Consider the following 17874-nt stretch of genomic DNA (forward strand, 5'->3'; position numbering starts at 1 on the left):
GGGCTTTGCGATCAGTGTCACAATTTAAGTTAACTAATCTGAAACCGGTTGCAGAAATGGCGATGACTTGTATATTTTAATTTAAACACTGTGATGAGGGATTAATGATGAATAAGATCTTACTGTGCTGTGCCGCCGGAATGTCCACCAGTATGCTTGTCCAGCGCATGGAAAAATACGCCGCGCAAAATAATATCGAAGTCGAGATCAACGCCATCGCTTTCGATGAGTTTAGTGATGAAATTCAAAACTATGACTGTTGCCTGCTGGGGCCGCAAATTAAGTACAAGCTGGCAGAGTTCAAGGCCATCGCCGAGGAGTACAACAAGCCGGTGGAGGTGATCGACACCATGGATTACGGCATGATGAATGGCGAGAAAATTCTTCATAAAGCACTGAGTATGATTACGTCTGACGAGGAAAAATAATGAGCACAATCAGTGAGTCATTATTTGGCGTGATTGAAAACCGCATCAGCCCGATTGCGGCAAGGCTCTCGGGTCAACGCCACGTCGTCGCCATCAAAGACGGGTTTATCTCTTCAATGCCGTTCTTGATAGTCGGCTCTTTTATGCTGTTATTTGCCCATCCACCGTTCAGCGCCAATAGCCAATGGGCGTTTGCGCAATGGTGGCTTGGCATTGTTGCTCGCCACAGCGACCAAATAATGATGCCCTATAATATGACCATGGGCATTATGGCGGTCTATATTGCTGCTGCCATCGCGTATAATCTGGCGCAGAGTTATAAGATGAATGGTTTTATGGCCGCGATGTTATCACTGATGGCATTTTTAGTGGTCGCGTCGCCACAAAGCAATAGCGCGTTACCGGTCGGCTCATTGGGCGGGGAGGGAATATTTACTGCTATTTTAGTCAGTCTATATTCCACAGAATTAATGCATTTCCTGCAAAAACATAATATCGGTTTTAAATTACCCGAGCAGGTACCGCCAAAAATTCGTCAGTCTTTCGATCTATTAATTCCTATTCTGGCTATTTTTATAACGCTATTTCCATTAAGCCTGTTTATTCAGCATCAATTCGGCATGCTGTTACCACAGGCAATTATGTCTGTTTTCGCGCCGATTATTTCAGCCTCAGACTCGCTACCGGCCATTTTAATCGCTGTGCTGCTCTGTCACTTGCTGTGGTTTGCCGGTATTCACGGTGCGGTTATTGTGGGCGGTATTTTGCAGGCTTTCTGGTTAACCAATCTCGGCATTAATCAGCAAGAACTCAACGCTGGTCAGCCGATCACACAGATTTTTATCGAGCCATTCTGGCAGTTCTTTATTGTGGTGGGCGGTTCAGGCTCAACCATGGGGCTGGTATTCCTCTATTTGCGCAGTAAATCTGCCCACCTGCGCTCGATTGGCAAGCTGGGACTGGTGCCGAGCATGTTCAACATCAACGAGCCGGTTATTTTTGGCTCGCCGGTAGTGATGAATCCGCTGCTGTTTATCCCTTTCATTACTGCTCCTTTAGTTAACGCAGTAATTGCCTATACCGCAACGCGCACCAATCTGGTCAATCACGTAGTGTCACTGGCTCCGTGGACCACGCCTGGCCCGATCGGTGCCGCCTGGTCAACCGGCTGGGATTTCCGCGCCATTATTCTGGTCGGCGTGCTGCTGTGTATTTCGACACTGATTTATTACCCGTTCTTCAAAATGTATGAAAAACAGCTCATCGAACAGGAAGAACCTCATCTGCAACCGGTGGAGAACTGATGATGGAACTCGAAAATGTGGTCATGGAACTGATTATTCAGGCCGGCGAGGCGCGATCCTGCTCGATGGAAGCACTGCGAGCCGCGCGGGAAAATGACTGGGCGCTGGCGGACCAGCACCTTACCGCAGCCAAAGTTGCTGCCCGTGCAGCCCATAAAATCCAGACCCAGCTGATTGGGGCAGATGAGGGTGCCGGAAAAATCCCCGTCACGCTGATTCTGGTGCACGCACAGGATCACCTGATGAACGCCATGCTCTGCCGTGAACTGGTAGAAGAAATAATCCATTTACATCGCGAAATTTTTGCATTGAAAAACCGTTAATCAAGGAGCGAATCATGAAACATCAGCAGCTCAAACCCTTTCCAAAAAACTTCCTTTGGGGAGCTTCGACTTCGGCCTATCAGGTAGAAGGGGCGTGGAATGAGGACGGCAAAGGACCGTCGGTGATCGACAAGGCAGTATTCGACGCCGAGCTCAGCGATTTCAAAGTCACCAGCGATCATTATCATCATCTTGAGCAGGACGTGGCGCTTTTCGCCGAGCTGGGCTTGAAAACCTATCGATTCTCGATTTCATGGGCGCGCCTGTTCCCGCAGGGCGTGGGTGAAATCAATCTACTCGGCGCGGCATTTTATAATCGCCTGATCGACCTGCTGCGTAAGCATAATATTGAGCCGCTGGTCACGCTGTATCATTTTGACCTGCCATGGGCCTTGCAGGAAAAGGGCGGATGGTCGTTGCCGGAAACCATTGATGCATTTGAACATTATTCACGCACTGCCTTTGAGCTGTATGGTGACCGTGTCACTTATTGGCTGACCATCAATGAGCAAAACATGATGATTCTCAAGGGCGAGGTTATTGGCACCTTGCCGCCGGGCACGCCAGATCCGCAGAAGGTGTTGTACCAACAGAACCATCACATGATGCTGGCTCAGGCCAAAGCGATGATTGCCTGCCATGAGTTGCTGCCGCACGCCAAAATTGGACCCGCGCCAAATATTTCCTGTGTCTATCCTTCCAGCGCACGCCCCGAAGATGTGCTGGCGGCCAACAATTTCTCCGCCATTCGCAACTGGCTGTATCTCGATTTGGCCTGCTACGGCAAATACAATGCAGTGGCGTGGAGTTTTATGGAGGAAAAAGGCTACTTGCCGCAGATAAACGATCAGGAGATGGCGATTTTGCGTCAGGGAAAACCCGATTTTATTGCCTTTAACTATTACGCTTCGGCCACGGTTGGAGCCGATGATTCTGCCACTTGGCGTGAGCAGGGCGAACCCTCGAAAGCGGTGGATCAACAGTTGGCAGGAATTGATACTAGCGTTTACGCAGGAATGAATAACCCGTATCTGAAGAAGAATCAGTTTAACTGGTACATCGACCCGATTGGTTTTCGCATTACGGCCCGCGAAATTTATGAACGTTATCGTCTGCCGCTGATTGTTACCGAAAATGGCCTTGGCGCGTTTGATAAGCTGGAAGCGGGCAACAAGATTTATGACGACTATCGCATTGAATATTTGCGTCAGCATCTTGAGCAGCTGCAACTTGCCATTACCGATGGCGTCGAGATGTTTGGTTATTGCCCGTGGTCGGCGATTGATTTAGTCAGCACGCATCAGGGCATCGGCAAGCGCTATGGCTTTATTTATGTCAATCGCGATGAAAAAGACCTAAAAGATCTGGCGCGCTTTAAAAAGAAAAGTTTCGTTTGGTATCAGCGCGTCATTGAGTCCAACGGGCAAAATTTGGATTCACAGGTCGAATATTAATTTCGACTCAGCCACTTTTATTCATTTTAAAAGGAATCGTTATGTCTAGCAGGCAATTACCGGAAGGTTTTCTTTGGGGCGGTGCAGTGGCGGCGCATCAAGTCGAAGGAGGTTGGGATAAGGGCGGCAAGGGGCCGAGCATTGTCGATGTTTTGACTGCCGGAGCTCACGGCGTGGCGCGCGAAATAACCGACGGCGTTCAGCAAGGGCAGCGTTATCCCAATCACGAAGCTGTAGATTTTTATTCTCACTATAAACAAGATATCGCACTGTTTGCTGAAATGGGCTTTAAGTGTTTTCGTACCTCTATTGCCTGGTCGCGGATTTTCCCTCATGGCGACGAGCAGCAACCTAATGAAGCCGGATTACAGTTTTACGATGACCTGTTTGATGAGCTGCTTAAGTATAATATTCAGCCAGTGATTACCTTGTCGCATTTCGAGATGCCTCATCACTTGGTCAAAGAATACGGTGGCTGGCTGAATCGTAAAGTGGTCGATTTTTTTGTGCATTTCAGCCAAGTGGTAATGGAACGTTATAAGTCAAAAGTGAAATACTGGATGACCTTTAACGAGATTAATAATCAGCGTAACTGGAAAATACCGCTTTACGGTTATTCCTGCTCTGGCGTGCTTTTTCTCGAACAGCCGAATCCTGAACAGGCAATGTATCAGGTGCTGCATCATCAATTCGTGGCCAGTGCCAAAGTGGTAAAACTTGGACACGCTATTAACCCGCAGTTCCAGATTGGCTGTATGCTGGCGATGGTGCCTATTTATCCCTGGTCATGCGACCCCGACGATGTAATGTTTGCCCAGCAACAAATGCGCCAACGCTATTTGTTTGGTGACGTGCAGATGCGCGGCTATTATCCGTCTTATATTCTCCGAGAATGGGAAAATAAGGGTTATAAAATCGAGATGCACCCGGAGGATGCAGCAACCTTGCGTGAAGGCTGTACTGATTATCTCGGTTTTAGCTATTACATGAGCACCGCAGTGCAGTTGGCCGAAAAAGATGCGCAGGGCGGTCTGGTGTCAGTTGAAGGCAGCAAGCGCAATCCGCACGTCGCGGCTTCGGACTGGGGCTGGCAAATCGACCCAGTGGGTCTGCGCTACACCTTAAATGCTTTGTACGAACGCTATCAAAAACCGCTATTTATTGTTGAAAACGGCTTTGGCGCGGTAGATATCGTCGAGGTCGATGGCAGTATAAATGATGATTATCGCATCGATTATTTACGCGCTCATATCGAGCAGATGAAAATTGCGGTAATTGATGACGGTGTTGATCTGATGGGTTATACCCCGTGGGGCTGTATCGACTGCGTGTCTTATACCACCGGGCAATACAGTAAACGCTACGGCTTTATTTATGTCGACAAACACGACGATAATTCCGGCACGCAAAAACGTTCGAAGAAAAAAAGTTTTGACTGGTATAAGCAGGTCATTGCCAGTAATGGAGGAGATCTCTAACTCAATCAAGGCCTGTTTTCCATGCAGGCCATTACTAATTCTCCGTAGGTTCAAACAATATTTTTCACAGGGTTAAATTTTATTTTTCGTAAAGACTGACACTGTTATTTTTAAAACGTTGGTGGCGGAAATATTTCTACCAGATTAATATTTTCCGGTTTAACCTGATTCCAGGAAATATGCGTTTCATGGAATGTTTCTGCGCCTTCAGCAATAGTATCGACACCCGGCTTGAAGGGGCTATCAAACACTGTACTCATCCTCACAATCCTTTTATTGGCAAATCACTCCGGTTTACCGGATCAGGGCCAGGAAATGAAGTCAGTAAAGATCATAAAATTCAGCACAAGACTATTTTTCCTTAACAAAGAGTATCTAAGCTCATAGAGCGCATGATTGAACGATAGGCTATGATTGCGGTTAAGTGATGTTAAAACAATAACGATATTGCGCTAAGGAGTTGTTATGGATAGTCAAGGAACACCCGTACATTTGAACGCGACGCAGGCGATTGATCGTCTTGAGGAGCTCTATGAGGCGTCGCTCTCGACCCTGCGCGAGGCGATTAGCCAATATATCGACAACGGCACGGTGCCGGACCTCAAGGCGCGGGCCGACGGACTGTTTGCCTATCCACAACTGGAAGTTAGCTGGGACGGCAGCGCGCAGACGCCTTACCGCACGCGCGCCTATGGCCGCTTCGCCCATCCGGGGAAATATGTCACCACGTTGACCCGTCCCCAGTTATTCAGAAAATATCTCTACAGCCAGCTGTCGATTCTGGAAAAAGATTACGGTGCTTCCTTTATTGTCAGCGCGTCGCAGCAGGAGATGCCTTACCCGTTTGTGATTGACGGCTCTGATTTGGTGCTTGACCGCTCAATGACCGCCGGTCTGGCGCTGAACTTCCCGACCACCGATCTGGCAAAAATCGTTGATGACGTGACCGACGGGGTTTCTACCGCGACCGACACTTTCCCGCTTTCGCATTTTGACGCGCTGCGCACTGACTTCTCGCTGGCGCGCCTGAAACACTATACCGGCACGCCGCCGGAGCATTTCCAGCCTTATGTGCTGTTTACCAACTACACCCGCTACGTTGACGAATTTGTTAGCTGGTCGTGTGCGCAAATTCTCGACCCGAATTCGCCGTATATCGCACTGTCCTGCGCCGGGGGTAATTATATTACCGAGGAAGACAGCGATCCTTCGCGTACCGCGTCGGACCTGGCCTGGAAGAAACACCAAATGCCTGCTTATCACCTGATTGCCGAAAACGGGCAGGGGATCACGCTGGTTAATATCGGCGTCGGGCCGTCCAATGCCAAGACTATTTGCGACCACCTTGCGGTGCTGCGCCCACACGCCTGGCTGATGATTGGTCACTGTGGCGGCCTGCGTGAAAGCCAGACTATCGGTGATTACGTGCTGGCACATGCTTATCTGCGTGATGACCACGTGCTGGATGCCGTGCTTCCGCCAGACATTCCTATCCCAAGCATCGCCGAAGTGCAGCGCGCTCTTTATGATGCGACCAAACTGGTGAGCAACATGCCGGGGGAAGAGGTGAAACAGCGCCTGCGCACGGGCACGGTGGTCACCACCGACGACAGAAACTGGGAGCTGCGTTTCTCGGCTTCGGCGCGTCGTTTTAGTCTCAGTCGTGCCGTGGCGGTTGATATGGAAAGCGCGACCATTGCCGCGCAGGGATATCGTTTCCGCGTGCCTTATGGAACCTTGCTTTGTGTTTCTGATAAACCGCTGCACGGTGAGATAAAACTGCCCGGTCAGGCCAATCATTTTTATGAAGGTGCCATTTCAGAACACTTGCAGATAGGTATTCGCGCAATAGATTTGCTGCGCGCCGAGGGCGACAAGCTGCATTCGCGTAAACTGCGCACCTTTGACGAGCCGCCGTTCCGTTAATTGTCTTATAGATTAATTGTCTTATAGATGAAAAAAGCATTGTCTGGATAAATTAGATCTATCAGGGGTCGTCAAGCCGAGTCGGCCCCTGCATTTCATCCCCGCTAGCTCCCTGACGCGCCTCGTTTTTCTCCCGCTATTATCCTGCAAAGCATTTCTTTAGCACAAAATTAGCTTAGCTTATCTAATTTAAGCAGTTGTAAGGTCTAAGCCGTACATTGAAAATGTTAAAACTTGCATTTTTTTGTATTTTCATCGGGAAAAAGGTTTAGAAATGAAGTTATTAAAAAAGTTGCTGCTTCCTCTCGTGATTGCCGGAAGTGTACACAGCGTTTGGGCAGCCGATCAGAATGTGCCATTTTCAAGTTCGTTTCATGTTTCTGCGGATAATTCATTAAAAAGCAAACTGCCAGCAGATATTTTAAAACGTGGCTATATCATCGCAGGCACCAACCCGAATACGCCGCCGACCACTTTCTACATGGCCGATAACAAAACGCTGGCCGGACGTGAAATCGATGTCATGACAGCGGTCGCCGAAAGACTGGGCGTTGCTGTGCAGTGGCGTGACACTGGCGGTTTCGACAACATTATTCCCGGCCTGAAATCGGGTCGCTATGACGTGGCGCTGTCTAATATCAATGCCACCAAGGCGCGCCTGAGTCAGGTTGATTTCATTGGCTATTTCGATGCTTCACGTCTGGGGATCATCTCACGTAAAGATGCCAACGTTGCGCCATTCACTTCGTTGCAAGAAACCTGCGGCAAGCAGATTGGCGCAGGGGCGGGCACCACACAGCTGCTGCGTCTTGAAGACGCCAGCAAGAAATGTGTTGCCGATGGCAAGTCAGCCATTACTATCGCCACCTTCCCGGATCGCCCCGCGGGCGTGCAGGCGGTAGTCAGCGGTCGCGTAGCAATGTTCTTTGGTCCATACGAAGGCTTGACTTATCAGGTCAGCAAAGTGCCAGCCTTGGCAATGAGTGGCCAGATAACGGTTAACGATGCGCCCGTTTCGATTGCATTCCCTAAAGGTTCAGCGCTGGAAGATGCCGTTCAGGCCGCGCTGAACTCGCTTATCAAGGATGGTAGCTACAAGAAGATCCTGGATAAGTGGAACATCGGCTACGGCGCGATGAAAGAAGCAAAACGTAACGAAGAGATTTTTTAATGCAAAAGGCAACACCAGAATCGCAGGGCGAACTGCGCATTATCGGTAAAAAATACTACGGCCGCTGGTTCAGTGCCTTTGTGGTATTGCTCATTTTACTGGCCGTAGCCAACTCGGTTATCAACAATCCGCGCTTTGAGTGGAAAGTGATTGCCGAGAACTTCACGGAAGCCTCTATTCTTCAGGGCGTCTTAATGACGCTGCAACTCACGGCCATCTCCGTAATTCTCGGCTTTGCCGGCGGTACGGTGCTGGCTTTGATGCGCCTGTCGTCCAACCCGGTGCTGTCGGCGGTGAGCTGGGCCTACACCTGGTTTTTCCGTGGCGTGCCGATGCTGGTGCAGCTGTTTCTCTGGTACAACGTTGCCGCGCTGTACCCAAAAATTGCCCTTTCACTGCCGTTTGTCGGCGAACTGTGGACTGTTAACGCCAACTCGCTGATCAGCCCGTTCAGCGCGGCGGTCATTGCACTGGTCATGCACCAGTCTGCCTATGCGGCAGAAATTGTGCGCGCCGGAATTCAGAGCGTTAATCAGGGGCAGTTAGAAGCCGCCAAAGCGCTGGGCTACCGTCCGGCGCAGATTTTCCGTCACACAGTATTGCCACAGGCGATGCGTGCCATTCTGCCTCCGGCGGGCAATGAAGTGATCGGTCAGCTGAAAACCACGGCAGTCGTTTCAGTGATAGCGCTGCAGGACGTGCTGTACTCGGCGCAGATTATTTATCAGCGGACTTATGAAGTTATCCCGCTATTGCTGGTAGCTACGCTGTGGTATTTGCTGATGACCTCCGTGCTGTCGGTGGGTCAGTATTACGTTGAACGCTATTTTGGTCGCGGCACCGTTCGCAACGAAAAACGTTCATGGATCAAACGCAAGGCGCCCGCTCTGGCGGTGAGTAAAGAGAGGGTTGGCAGCAATGGCTGAAGCTATCGAGTTACGTAATATTACTAAACGCTTTTCCGGCAATACCATTCTGGACAACATTGACCTAGATATTGCCGCCGGTTCTGTCACGGTGATCCTCGGTCCTTCCGGCTCGGGAAAATCAACACTTCTGCGCTGCATCAACCATTTGGAAAAGCTTGATGGCGGAACCATTCGCATTGGCGGCCATTTGGTGGGTTATCACCAGAAGGGCCACGCGCTGTATGAGCTAAACAGCAAACAGGTTGCAGCCCAGCGCGCGCAGATTGGCATGGTGTTCCAGCAGTTCAATCTATTTCCGCACCGCACCGTGCTGCAGAATATTATCGATGCGCCGCTGCGCGTAAAAAAACAAAATCGCCAGCAGGCAACGCTGAAAGCGCGCTCGCTGTTGCAGCAGGTCGGCCTGGGGTCGCGTGAAAACGACTGGCCGTCTCAGCTTTCCGGCGGACAGCAACAGCGCGTGGCAATCGCCCGTGCATTGGCGATGGATCCAGAAGTTATGCTGTTTGACGAACCGACTTCGGCACTTGATCCTGAGTTGGTCGGCGAAGTGTTGCAGGTAATCAAAAAACTGGCACACTCGGGGATTACCATGGTTATCGTCACCCACGAGGTGGGCTTTGCCCGTGAGGTGGCGGATAACATCGTCTTTATGGAAGAGGGCAAAATCGTGGCAGCCGGGCCGACTGAAGCCGTGCTCGACAGTCAGGAAAACATCCGCGTACGCAATTTCTTGTCAACGGTGCTGTAGAGGCTCATTGCCGTCTATCCGTGTCCGTTGTTGGCCTTTATTTGCCAGGACAACCCGTCAACCATGACCGTAAAACCTACCACTCATAGCTCCCACTGGGGAGCTTTTACCGCCGTTTTGGACAATGACCAACTGGTAGTAACCCCTTTTTCCGGCGATCCCGACCCAAGTCCACTGCTGAAAAACTTTGAAAATGCGCTCAACCACAAAGTGCGCATTGCTACGCCGATGGTCCGCCGTGGCTGGCTGGAAAATGGCCCCGGTCCTGATGACCGCCGCGGTGCCGATGAATATATCGCCGTTACCTGGGAGGAAGCCTACGCGCTGGCATCGGGTGAGCTGGCGCGTATTGCCGAAGCCTATGGGCCGGAGTCGGTATTTGGCGGCTCCTACGGCTGGTCGAGCGCGGGGCGTTTTCACCATGCGCAAAGCCAGGTTCACCGCTTTTTAAACACCACTATCGGCGGCTATGTTCGCTCGGTAAACAGCTACAGTTCCGGCGCGGCGTCGGTAATTCTGCCGCACATCGTCGGCGATATGAACGAAATTGCCCGTCGCGGCGTGAGTTGGGAGGAGATCTCCGAACATACCGACCTGATGCTGTCCTTTGGCGGTCTGGCGCTGAAAAACTCACAGGTCGCCAGCGGTGGGCTCAGTGAGCACACCGAGCGCGGGTTTATCGATACAGCGGCCAAACGCGGCACAAAATTTATCTCGGTCAGCCCGCTGCAAAGCGATATGCCGGACGAAGCCCAGGGCGAGTGGCTGGCTATCCGTCCTGGCACCGACGCCGCGCTGATTCTTGCTTTGTTGCATGTATTGAAAAGTAACGGTTGGACCGACGAAGATTATCTTGCTCGCTACTGCGTCGGCTGGGACAAAATGGTCGCCTATGTCGTTGGCGAGGAAGACGGTCAGGTGCGTGACGCGGTCTGGGCGGCAGAGATTTGCGGCATCAGCGCAGCGCGTATCGAAAAACTCGCCGAGGAGCTGCACGGCAAGCGGGTGATGATCTCCGTGGCGCACGCCCTGCAACGGGCCGAACACGGCGAACAGCCGGTTTGGCTCGGGCTGGTGCTGTCAGCGGCGCTGGGCCAACCGGGACTGCCGGGCGGCGGCTATGGTTATGCGCTGGGGGCTTTGGGCCATTACGGCAAGCATCATAATCAGGTGTCTTATCCCGCACTGCCGCAGGGCAAAAACGGCGTGAAGGATTTTATCCCGGTGGCGCGTATCTCTGACATGCTGCTTAATCCGGGGCAAGAATTCCGCTACAACGGCGAGACGCGCCGTTATCCGCGCATTAAGCTGGCGTGGTGGGCAGGCGGCAATCCGTTCCATCATCATCAGGATTTGGCTCGTTTGCGTAAAGCTTTCAATCAGTTGGATACGCTGATTGTCCACGAAGTTGCCTGGACTGCCACCGCGCGCCACGCCGATATCGTTTTGCCCGCCACCATGACTCTGGAGCGTGAGGACGTGGGCGGAGCGCCAACCGATCGCCATCTGTTTGCCATGCAGCCGGTAGCTAAACCCTTTGGTGAAGCCAAAGACGATTACACGATTTTTGCCGAGCTGGCCAAGAGACTGGGCCGTGAAGAGGCGTTTACCGAAGGGCGCAGCGCGCGCCAATGGCTGGAGCATCTTTACGGGCAGATGCAGGAAAAGTGCCAGCAGCAGGGGATCGACGTGCCGAATTTCAGCACCTTCTGGGACATCGGCCAACTGCAGTTGCCACAGTTAAAGGACGGCGGCAGGCTGTTGCGAAATTTGCGTAACGATCCTGAGCAGCATCCTTTGCCCACGCCAAGCGGCAAAATCGAAATATTCTCGCAAACCATCGCCGATTTTAACGATGCCGACTGCCCCGGGCATCCGGTATGGCTGGAGCCAACGCAAAAACCTGATGCCGGGAATCCGCTGTATCTGATTGCCAACCAACCGGCGACCAAGCTGCACAGCCAGCTGGATTACGGCAAACACAGTGTCAGCCAGAAGCTCGACGGACGCGAGATCTGCCGTTTGCATCCGCAAGACGCGGCCAGTCGCGGGATCAAAATCGGCGATACGGTGAAAATCAGCAACTCGCGCGGCACGGTGCTGGCAAGTGTCGATATAAGCGAGAGGATTATGCCCGGCGTGGTTCAGTTACCCACCGGAGCCTGGTATGACCCGCAGGATCCGCAGGCCGAGAAGCCGCTGTGTCGCCACGGTAATCCCAACGTTTTAACCTTGGACGTCGGCACTTCTTCGCTGGCACAGGGATGTTGCGGGCAGATAACCATTGTCGAGGTTGCCCGCTTTGAGGGAACGGCTCCGGCGGTGCAGGCTTTCGAACCGCCGGTAGTGCTTTACCGTTAAGGTTTAAAGGGATCAGAACGACGTCAGCCGCTTTGCCAGTTCAGTCAGGGCGGCTGGCGAAGTTAACTGACTCAAGGTTTCAATTTCACTCCACTCTTGCTGCGAGGCCTGTGATAAACAGCCTTGTAGCTTGAGTTTCTGATCTACCCCTTTAGCCACGCTTTGCTTGCGGGTTATCCGACAGACCAGCACTTCGCCATTTTTTCGTGACAACGTCACCTGATGAAAACGCTGAGTCGGGTCGATTTCATCCGGCGGTGCTGTGGCGTCTGGGGATCGTTGCACTTTTTTAGCCAAAGCAAAAATTTCTGCATCCAGCGGGCCTTCGCCGAAATCTGCCAGACTCAATCGATTACGCAGCAACACAGCGGCAATCACGTATTCCAGACTAAAACGGGCTTCGATACCGTTGTGCGGGCAGCGGACCGAGGCAGCAATATCGCCCCCCGGCGGGAAAGACACATCAATACTGTCAAGGTCGTCAGCCAATTCGGCCAGAGGCTTGCCGCTGGTTTGCAGCCATTCTTCGCGCAGCACAAAGGCGGCATCGGCGGCACTGTGGGTTCCGGCGCAGGTCGGATAAGGCTTGAATTCCAGTCCCGGAGACACGATGCGCCACGGTTCGGCCCAGTGGGCAACCAGTTTTTCCGGCTGCTGCTGTCCACCCCCGCTGCTTATCAGGAAAGCCTCCAACACTGCCGCCGGTTGACCTTCCACTCCGGCCAGTGCCAGTTTGGTGGCGATAACCGCTGATTCTGCTGCAAATCCGGCATGCAGTGGTTTAATTGCCGAGCCAAACTGCGCCCGCAAACCGCTGGCACGCGTCGCCGCGATGCCGAGAATATTGGCAGTTTGGTCCACGCTGGCATTGACCAGCCGTGCAGCGGCGGCGGCGGCGGCAATAGTCCCCAGTGTTACCGTGCTGTGATAACCGGCTTTATAATGGTACGAACCGGCGGCAAGACCGAGTCGGCCTGCGGTTTCAACGCCGATAATGTAGGCGTCGAGAAATGCTTCTCCGCCGAGTTGTGGGTTATCACGCGCCAGGGCAAACAGTGCAGGAAGAATCACCGTGGTCGGATGGCCGCGGAAATCGGGATGAAAATCATCGAAGTCCAGCGCGTGTCCAGCATAGCCGAGTAGCAAAGCCAAGGTTTGCGAGTCACGGGCAGTGTAAACTTTACGCAGGCCGCTCAGCGGCGTATCGACAATTTGACCTTGCACGATTGGCAGTGCGACCGAGACAAAATCCAGCACCCCGGCACGGGCTTTTTCACGCGCCAGAGCAGAAGGCTGCGAACCGGTAATCAGCTCGGCCAGTTGCAGTGTCAGGTTCATTGCAATTTTTCCAGCGCTTTCACCGCCAGACGATGCAGATAATCGGCGGTCGGGAACAGCGCGCGGTCATCAACGCGGAAAGCCGGATGATGCAGGGCGTAAGGGCCGCCGGAGCCAATCATCACGAAGACACCGGGGATTTTCTGCTGATAGAAAGCAAAGTCTTCGCCAATCGGGCTGGCTTCGACGCGCAGCGCTTCAAATCCTGCGGCGGGTGCCTGTTCCAGAGCAAAGTCAGCCCATTGTGCATCGTTAAATACCGACGGCGGACCAGCCTGCCAGTTAAGTTCGATTTTGGCCTCAAACGCGGTGGCGATGCCTTGTAACAGCTGGCGCAGGCGGCGTTCGATCAGCTCGCGAGTGTCCTGATTAAAGGTGCGCACCGTGCCTTCCAGCATCGCGCTGTCTGGAATGACGTTCCAGGTCGAGCCGCTGTGAACTTGGGTAATTGAGACCACGGCGTTGTGATCGGACGGCACGTTGCGGCTCATTAGCGTTTGCACTGCGCCAATCACCTGGCCGAGAATGATAATCGGATCGTTGCCGTCGTGCGGGCGGGCGGCGTGGCTGCCTGTGCCCGTGATTTTGATATCAAAACGGTCCACACTGGCGGTCAGCGCGCCCGCTTTACTGCCCAGCACGCCGACCGGCAGAGTCGGGTCATTGTGTATACCAAAAATCACTGCGGCGTCGTCGAGCGCGCCGGTTGCCAGCAATGCAGGCGCGCCCTGAAAGATTTCTTCTGCGGCCTGGAACAGAATGCGCACGCGTCCCGGTAACTTATGTTCAATTTTCTTGAGCAGAATGGCCGCACCCAGCGCCGCGGAGGCGTGGAAATCGTGGCCACAGGCGTGCATTACGCCGGGATTTTGCGAGACATAATCGACGCCGGACTGCTCGTCAATTGGTAGGGCATCAATGTCGGAACGCAGAACCACCAGATGGGGCGAACTGGCATCGCCAACTTCGGCCACCAGCCCGGTAGCCAACGGCAGGTCAAGAATGCGAATTTGGTGTTCGTTCAACACTGCCTTAATTCTGGCGGTGGTTTCAAATTCTTGATTAGAAAGCTCAGGGAAACGGTGTAACTCTAAACGAAACGCCTGAATAAGCTGTGCAAGATCCTGATGCTCAGGAATGATTTTCATATTCGATTTCCTTTATAAAGACGTATGCCGATGGCGATTAGCTGAGGTTTTGTTTAGCCAGCCATTTTTCATGTGCCACAGGGTCGAGGATTTTTTTCATAAATAAGGTGATGTGACCTTTGCCGAGATCTTTTTCCATCATTGGCTGGAATCCGCGTTTCACGTACATATCTTTCAACCACGGATGGCTGGTGGCGGTGCCCAGCGAAACAGCAGGGGATTTCAGCTGTTTGACCAGGATCTCCTGCTCGACCCAGTCCTGGATTTTCTTGCCATAGCCGTGACCGTGGTAATCGGGATGGGCACCAAACCAGCCAATGTGCGGCAGGCCGAACGGACCAGGCAGCGGACCCCACGGATAGCGCAGGGTCACCGATGACACCATCTTGCCATCGACCAGCAGCGCGTAAACATTGTGTTCAGCCAAATGATGGGTCACGCGGGCAAGATCGGCGGTCGCGGCGTCAAAATGAATACCGAGAGCTTTAATGGGCGCGTAGGCGGCCAGCATTAATTCGAGATAAGCGTGATTATCGTCGGGGGTTAATTGCCTGAAAACCTGATTCATCAATATTCTCGTCTTTTCCGTGGTGAAATAAAAAATGTCATTATGTTTTATTGTTTCATTATCTTTTCTTTACTCCGGCATGCATAGCAAGCTTTGCTATTTGCTTATCTAAAAAATGCATAAGTAATTGCGAATTATGGAAAAGCGATCCGGCAGTAAGTTATTGCTTATTTCTTTATTTCTCGTAGCATTTCTTTAATTATTCCGAACAGGTTATTGACGTGCTAGCTATTAAATCCCCACAGACCTATTACCATAAATCTGGAATTCGCGCGCTGGCAGGGGAATATATTGCCCCACTGTCTAAACACATCGCGATTATCACCACTACTCGCGCCTGGGAAGCGGTAAATCCTGAGCTGGAATCTAGCTTACGGGCGCACGGCATTCAGTATGCGGTGGAGTTCCTGACCGGCGAATGTTCCGAGCAGGCTCTGGTCGAGCACACCGACAAGGTAAAAGAGCAGGGCGCCACGCTGGTACTGGGCATCGGCGGTGGTCGTGTGCTGGACACCGCCAAGGGTGTGGGGAATCGTCTGGACGGCGTTTCTATCGTGACCTTCCCGACCGTGGCCGCCACCTGTGCTGCCTGGTCTCCGATCACTATTATCTATAACGAAGCAGGCGGCCATGAGCGCAGCCAGCCGTTGACCAAGATGCCTGTGCTGGTGTTGGTTGACAGTGAAGTCATTGCCCGCAGTGATGTGCGTTTCTTGAAAGCCGGGATCGTCGACGCGCTGGCAAAATGGTACGAATTCCGCCCTTATCAGCAGAAAAACGCCGACAGTCTGGCGCTGAATCTTAAAGTTATGGCCGCACGGCTGGCGGTAGACACTTTTATTGCGTTCGGCCAGCAGGCGGTCGCCGACAACCAGCAGCAGCGGGTAACGCCTGCGCTTATCAAAGTCATCGACGCCAATATCGCCATGGCCGGTATGGCTAACAGCATGCGCGATGATTTTCCTGCTCCCGGCGTGGCACACGCGCTGCACAACCGGATGACGCATCAGCCTGAGCTTCACCACTGGCTGCACGGTGAGAAAGTCGGTTTCGGCCTGTTGTTACAGTCAATTTTGGAAAATCACGGCGGAGAACCGGACGCTGTTCTGTTGACGCTGTTGAAACAGTTTGATGCGCCGCTGCGGTTGCCAACTCTGGACGGCAATCGTGAAGAGGCGTTGCAGAAGATGGCGCAGGAAGTGAAGTTTTCGGCGCAAAACGCTGCGCGACTGCCGTTTACGCTGTCAGCAACGACTATCCTGCAGGCTTTAAAAGCCAGTGAACGCGCTTATTAAGAGCTGACCGACGCAGTAGAGCGGTGAGTACGACTGTCGACATCACCGCCACTATTTTTGTTATTTCGCGATTTGAATCACATTAAGGAACACCATGACCAGGTCCTCAAATTCTCCACGTAAAATGCGTCTCGGACTGTTTGTTCAGCCACTGGGCCATCACGTTAGCGGCTGGCGTCTTACCCAGCGACTGGGTTCCCCGACCGATATCGACTGGCTGATCAGCATTGCCAAAAAGGCCGAAGAAGGCACCTTTGATATGTTCTTCATCGGCGATGCGCTGGCAACCAACGTGCACCGTTTGCCTTCAACCATGGCGCGTCTTGAGCCACTGACTCTGTTGTCTGCCGTGGCGGTTAACACGCATCACATTGGTCTGGCCGCGACGGCATCCACGACTTTCAGCGACCCGTTTACTCTGGCGCGCAGTTTCTCGTCACTGGACCACATTAGCCGCGGTCGTGCAGCCTGGAACGTGGTGACCTCGTATTCCAACGACGTGGCGCGCAACTTCTCGAAAGAAGATATGCCGGGCCACGCTGACCGCTACGCCAAAGCAACCGAGTTCTTGCAGGTCACCAATAAACTGTGGGAAGGCTGGCAGGAGGGGGCAGTTATCGCCAATAAAGAAACCGGCCAGTATTTCGTTGACGACAAAATCAACGCGATTGACCACCGCGGTGAACATTATCAGGTGCAGGGCCCGTTAAACATCACCCGTTCGCCGCAGGGCAAACCGGTTATTATTGAAGCCGGTTCGTCTGCCGACGGTCAAAAACTGGCGGCGCACACCGCCGAGGTAGTCTTCACCGCTTCTGCCAGTCTGGAAGAAGGTCAGGCGTTTTACCGTTCGCAAAAGCAGCAGGTGGTTGAGGCGGGCCGCAACCCGGATCACCTGTTGATCCTGCCGGGGGTGATGCCAATCGTCGGCCGTACTCTGGCAGAAGCAAAAGAAACCTGGCGTCAGCTGAATCTGCTGGTGGACATCGACAATGGTATCAAGCAGCTTTCTGCGCGCTTTGGCCTGGATATGAGTCAATATCCGCTGGACGGTCCGGTGCCGGAAATCCCTGCGGTTGAAGGTAATCAGAGCCGCGTCAAGCTGCTGACTGACCTTGCCGAGCGGGAAAATCTGACCCTGCGCGAGCTGGCCGCGATTGCTGCCGGTTCCCGTGGTCACCGGGTGATTGTCGGGACTGCAGAAGATATCGCCGACGACTTGCAGCTGTGGCTGGAGCAGGAAGGTGCGGACGGCTTTAATATCATGCCAGCGATTATCCCCGAGCAGCTCGACCTGTTTGTTGAACTGGTTATTCCCGTACTGCGCGCCCGTGGCCTGTTCCGTGAAAGCTACGAGTTCTCCACGCTGCGTGAAAACCTCGGTTTGCCGGTGGTCTGAG

General features: G+C 52.9%; 16 protein-coding genes. 12 read left to right on the forward strand and 4 right to left on the reverse strand.

The window, feature by feature from the left end:
* Positions 1-107: 107 nt before the first annotated feature.
* The 5 genes from SPM24T3_RS07535 to SPM24T3_RS07555 are packed head-to-tail and all read left to right on the forward strand — an operon-like array spanning position 108 to position 4987.
* Positions 108-428, forward strand: coding sequence for a PTS sugar transporter subunit IIB (locus SPM24T3_RS07535; protein WP_009636132.1), 321 nt, complete (start codon positions 108-110; stop codon positions 426-428).
* Complete coding sequence (locus tag SPM24T3_RS07540; protein WP_009636133.1) at positions 428-1732, forward strand: PTS sugar transporter subunit IIC; 1305 nt, start codon at positions 428-430, stop codon at positions 1730-1732. Before SPM24T3_RS07535 ends, SPM24T3_RS07540 begins: the two co-directional genes overlap by 1 nt.
* A gap of 2 nt (positions 1733-1734) precedes the next feature.
* Positions 1735-2055, forward strand: coding sequence for a PTS lactose/cellobiose transporter subunit IIA (locus SPM24T3_RS07545; protein ID WP_037377911.1), 321 nt, complete (start codon positions 1735-1737; stop codon positions 2053-2055).
* 14 nt (positions 2056-2069) lie between these two features.
* Positions 2070-3509 carry a glycoside hydrolase family 1 protein gene (locus SPM24T3_RS07550; protein ID WP_009636135.1) on the forward strand — a complete coding sequence of 480 codons (1440 nt, stop codon included), beginning with the start codon at positions 2070-2072 and terminating at the stop codon, positions 3507-3509.
* Between the two features lie 41 nt (positions 3510-3550).
* Positions 3551-4987 (forward strand): 6-phospho-beta-glucosidase, encoded by a 1437-nt coding sequence (locus tag SPM24T3_RS07555; protein WP_009636136.1) that lies wholly within the window; start codon positions 3551-3553, stop codon positions 4985-4987.
* Between the two features lie 110 nt (positions 4988-5097).
* On the opposite strand, the gene SPM24T3_RS25425 is transcribed toward SPM24T3_RS07555, so the two are convergent.
* Positions 5098-5247 (reverse strand): hypothetical protein, encoded by a 150-nt coding sequence (locus SPM24T3_RS25425; RefSeq protein WP_157135267.1) that lies wholly within the window; start codon positions 5245-5247, stop codon positions 5098-5100.
* 205 nt (positions 5248-5452) lie between these two features.
* Between SPM24T3_RS25425 and SPM24T3_RS07560 the strand changes: the two genes are divergently transcribed.
* The 5 genes from SPM24T3_RS07560 to SPM24T3_RS07580 all read left to right on the forward strand — a co-directional run bounded on the left by SPM24T3_RS07560 (position 5453) and on the right by SPM24T3_RS07580 (position 12125).
* Positions 5453-6913: an AMP nucleosidase gene (locus SPM24T3_RS07560; protein WP_009636137.1), complete on the forward strand. Its 1461-nt coding sequence runs from the start codon at positions 5453-5455 to the stop codon at positions 6911-6913.
* Between the two features lie 274 nt (positions 6914-7187).
* Entirely contained in the window at positions 7188-8084 is an 897-nt protein-coding gene (locus SPM24T3_RS07565) for an ABC transporter substrate-binding protein (protein ID WP_009636138.1), read from the forward strand.
* Positions 8084-9010 (forward strand): amino acid ABC transporter permease, encoded by a 927-nt coding sequence (locus SPM24T3_RS07570; RefSeq protein ID WP_009636139.1) that lies wholly within the window; start codon positions 8084-8086, stop codon positions 9008-9010. Before SPM24T3_RS07565 ends, SPM24T3_RS07570 begins: the two co-directional genes overlap by 1 nt.
* The gene (locus SPM24T3_RS07575; protein WP_009636140.1) at positions 9003-9764 is read left to right on the forward strand and encodes an amino acid ABC transporter ATP-binding protein; all 762 of its coding nucleotides are present in this window, start codon (positions 9003-9005) and stop codon (positions 9762-9764) included. Before SPM24T3_RS07570 ends, SPM24T3_RS07575 begins: the two co-directional genes overlap by 8 nt.
* A 63-nt stretch (positions 9765-9827) precedes the next feature.
* Positions 9828-12125: a molybdopterin-dependent oxidoreductase gene (locus tag SPM24T3_RS07580; RefSeq protein ID WP_009636141.1), complete on the forward strand. Its 2298-nt coding sequence runs from the start codon at positions 9828-9830 to the stop codon at positions 12123-12125.
* A gap of 12 nt (positions 12126-12137) precedes the next feature.
* Here the strand turns inward: SPM24T3_RS07580 and SPM24T3_RS07585 are convergent, their stop codons facing one another.
* The 3 genes from SPM24T3_RS07585 to SPM24T3_RS07595 are packed head-to-tail and all read right to left on the reverse strand — an operon-like array spanning position 12138 to position 15179.
* Positions 12138-13463 carry an MmgE/PrpD family protein gene (locus SPM24T3_RS07585; protein WP_009636142.1) on the reverse strand — a complete coding sequence of 442 codons (1326 nt, stop codon included), beginning with the start codon at positions 13461-13463 and terminating at the stop codon, positions 12138-12140.
* Complete coding sequence (locus SPM24T3_RS07590; RefSeq protein ID WP_009636143.1) at positions 13460-14611, reverse strand: amidohydrolase; 1152 nt, start codon at positions 14609-14611, stop codon at positions 13460-13462. Before SPM24T3_RS07590 ends, SPM24T3_RS07585 begins: the two co-directional genes overlap by 4 nt.
* A 37-nt stretch (positions 14612-14648) precedes the next feature.
* On the reverse strand, positions 14649-15179 hold the full coding sequence (locus SPM24T3_RS07595; protein WP_009636144.1) for a GNAT family N-acetyltransferase: 531 nt from the start codon (positions 15177-15179) through the stop codon (positions 14649-14651).
* Between the two features lie 221 nt (positions 15180-15400).
* Here SPM24T3_RS07595 and SPM24T3_RS07600 point away from each other — a divergent pair, with 221 nt between their 5' ends.
* Positions 15401-16474 carry an iron-containing alcohol dehydrogenase family protein gene (locus SPM24T3_RS07600; protein ID WP_009636145.1) on the forward strand — a complete coding sequence of 358 codons (1074 nt, stop codon included), beginning with the start codon at positions 15401-15403 and terminating at the stop codon, positions 16472-16474.
* Positions 16475-16568: 94 nt separating this feature from the next.
* Positions 16569-17873 carry an LLM class flavin-dependent oxidoreductase gene (locus tag SPM24T3_RS07605; protein WP_009636146.1) on the forward strand — a complete coding sequence of 435 codons (1305 nt, stop codon included), beginning with the start codon at positions 16569-16571 and terminating at the stop codon, positions 17871-17873.
* Position 17874: the final 1 nt, after the last annotated feature.

It is taken from the genome of Serratia sp. M24T3, assembly GCF_000257645.1.
In the GTDB taxonomy this organism is placed as follows: Bacteria; Pseudomonadota; Gammaproteobacteria; order Enterobacterales; family Enterobacteriaceae; genus Rouxiella.

What these genes read in the sequence shown, in the direction of transcription:
- SPM24T3_RS07535 (WP_009636132.1), top strand. Translation starts at nt 108, where the DNA reads ATGAATAAGATCTTACTGTGCTGTGCCGCCGGAATGTCCACCAGTATG.
- SPM24T3_RS07540 (WP_009636133.1), top strand. Translation starts at nt 428, where the DNA reads ATGAGCACAATCAGTGAGTCATTATTTGGCGTGATTGAAAACCGCATC.
- SPM24T3_RS07545 (WP_037377911.1), top strand. Translation starts at nt 1,735, where the DNA reads ATGGAACTCGAAAATGTGGTCATGGAACTGATTATTCAGGCCGGCGAG.
- SPM24T3_RS07550 (WP_009636135.1), top strand. Translation starts at nt 2,070, where the DNA reads ATGAAACATCAGCAGCTCAAACCCTTTCCAAAAAACTTCCTTTGGGGA.
- SPM24T3_RS07555 (WP_009636136.1), top strand. Translation starts at nt 3,551, where the DNA reads ATGTCTAGCAGGCAATTACCGGAAGGTTTTCTTTGGGGCGGTGCAGTG.
- SPM24T3_RS25425 (WP_157135267.1), bottom strand. Translation starts at nt 5,247, where the DNA reads ATGAGTACAGTGTTTGATAGCCCCTTCAAGCCGGGTGTCGATACTATT.
- SPM24T3_RS07560 (WP_009636137.1), top strand. Translation starts at nt 5,453, where the DNA reads ATGGATAGTCAAGGAACACCCGTACATTTGAACGCGACGCAGGCGATT.
- SPM24T3_RS07565 (WP_009636138.1), top strand. Translation starts at nt 7,188, where the DNA reads ATGAAGTTATTAAAAAAGTTGCTGCTTCCTCTCGTGATTGCCGGAAGT.
- SPM24T3_RS07570 (WP_009636139.1), top strand. Translation starts at nt 8,084, where the DNA reads ATGCAAAAGGCAACACCAGAATCGCAGGGCGAACTGCGCATTATCGGT.
- SPM24T3_RS07575 (WP_009636140.1), top strand. Translation starts at nt 9,003, where the DNA reads ATGGCTGAAGCTATCGAGTTACGTAATATTACTAAACGCTTTTCCGGC.
- SPM24T3_RS07580 (WP_009636141.1), top strand. Translation starts at nt 9,828, where the DNA reads ATGACCGTAAAACCTACCACTCATAGCTCCCACTGGGGAGCTTTTACC.
- SPM24T3_RS07585 (WP_009636142.1), bottom strand. Translation starts at nt 13,463, where the DNA reads ATGAACCTGACACTGCAACTGGCCGAGCTGATTACCGGTTCGCAGCCT.
- SPM24T3_RS07590 (WP_009636143.1), bottom strand. Translation starts at nt 14,611, where the DNA reads ATGAAAATCATTCCTGAGCATCAGGATCTTGCACAGCTTATTCAGGCG.
- SPM24T3_RS07595 (WP_009636144.1), bottom strand. Translation starts at nt 15,179, where the DNA reads ATGAATCAGGTTTTCAGGCAATTAACCCCCGACGATAATCACGCTTAT.
- SPM24T3_RS07605 (WP_009636146.1), top strand. Translation starts at nt 16,569, where the DNA reads ATGACCAGGTCCTCAAATTCTCCACGTAAAATGCGTCTCGGACTGTTT.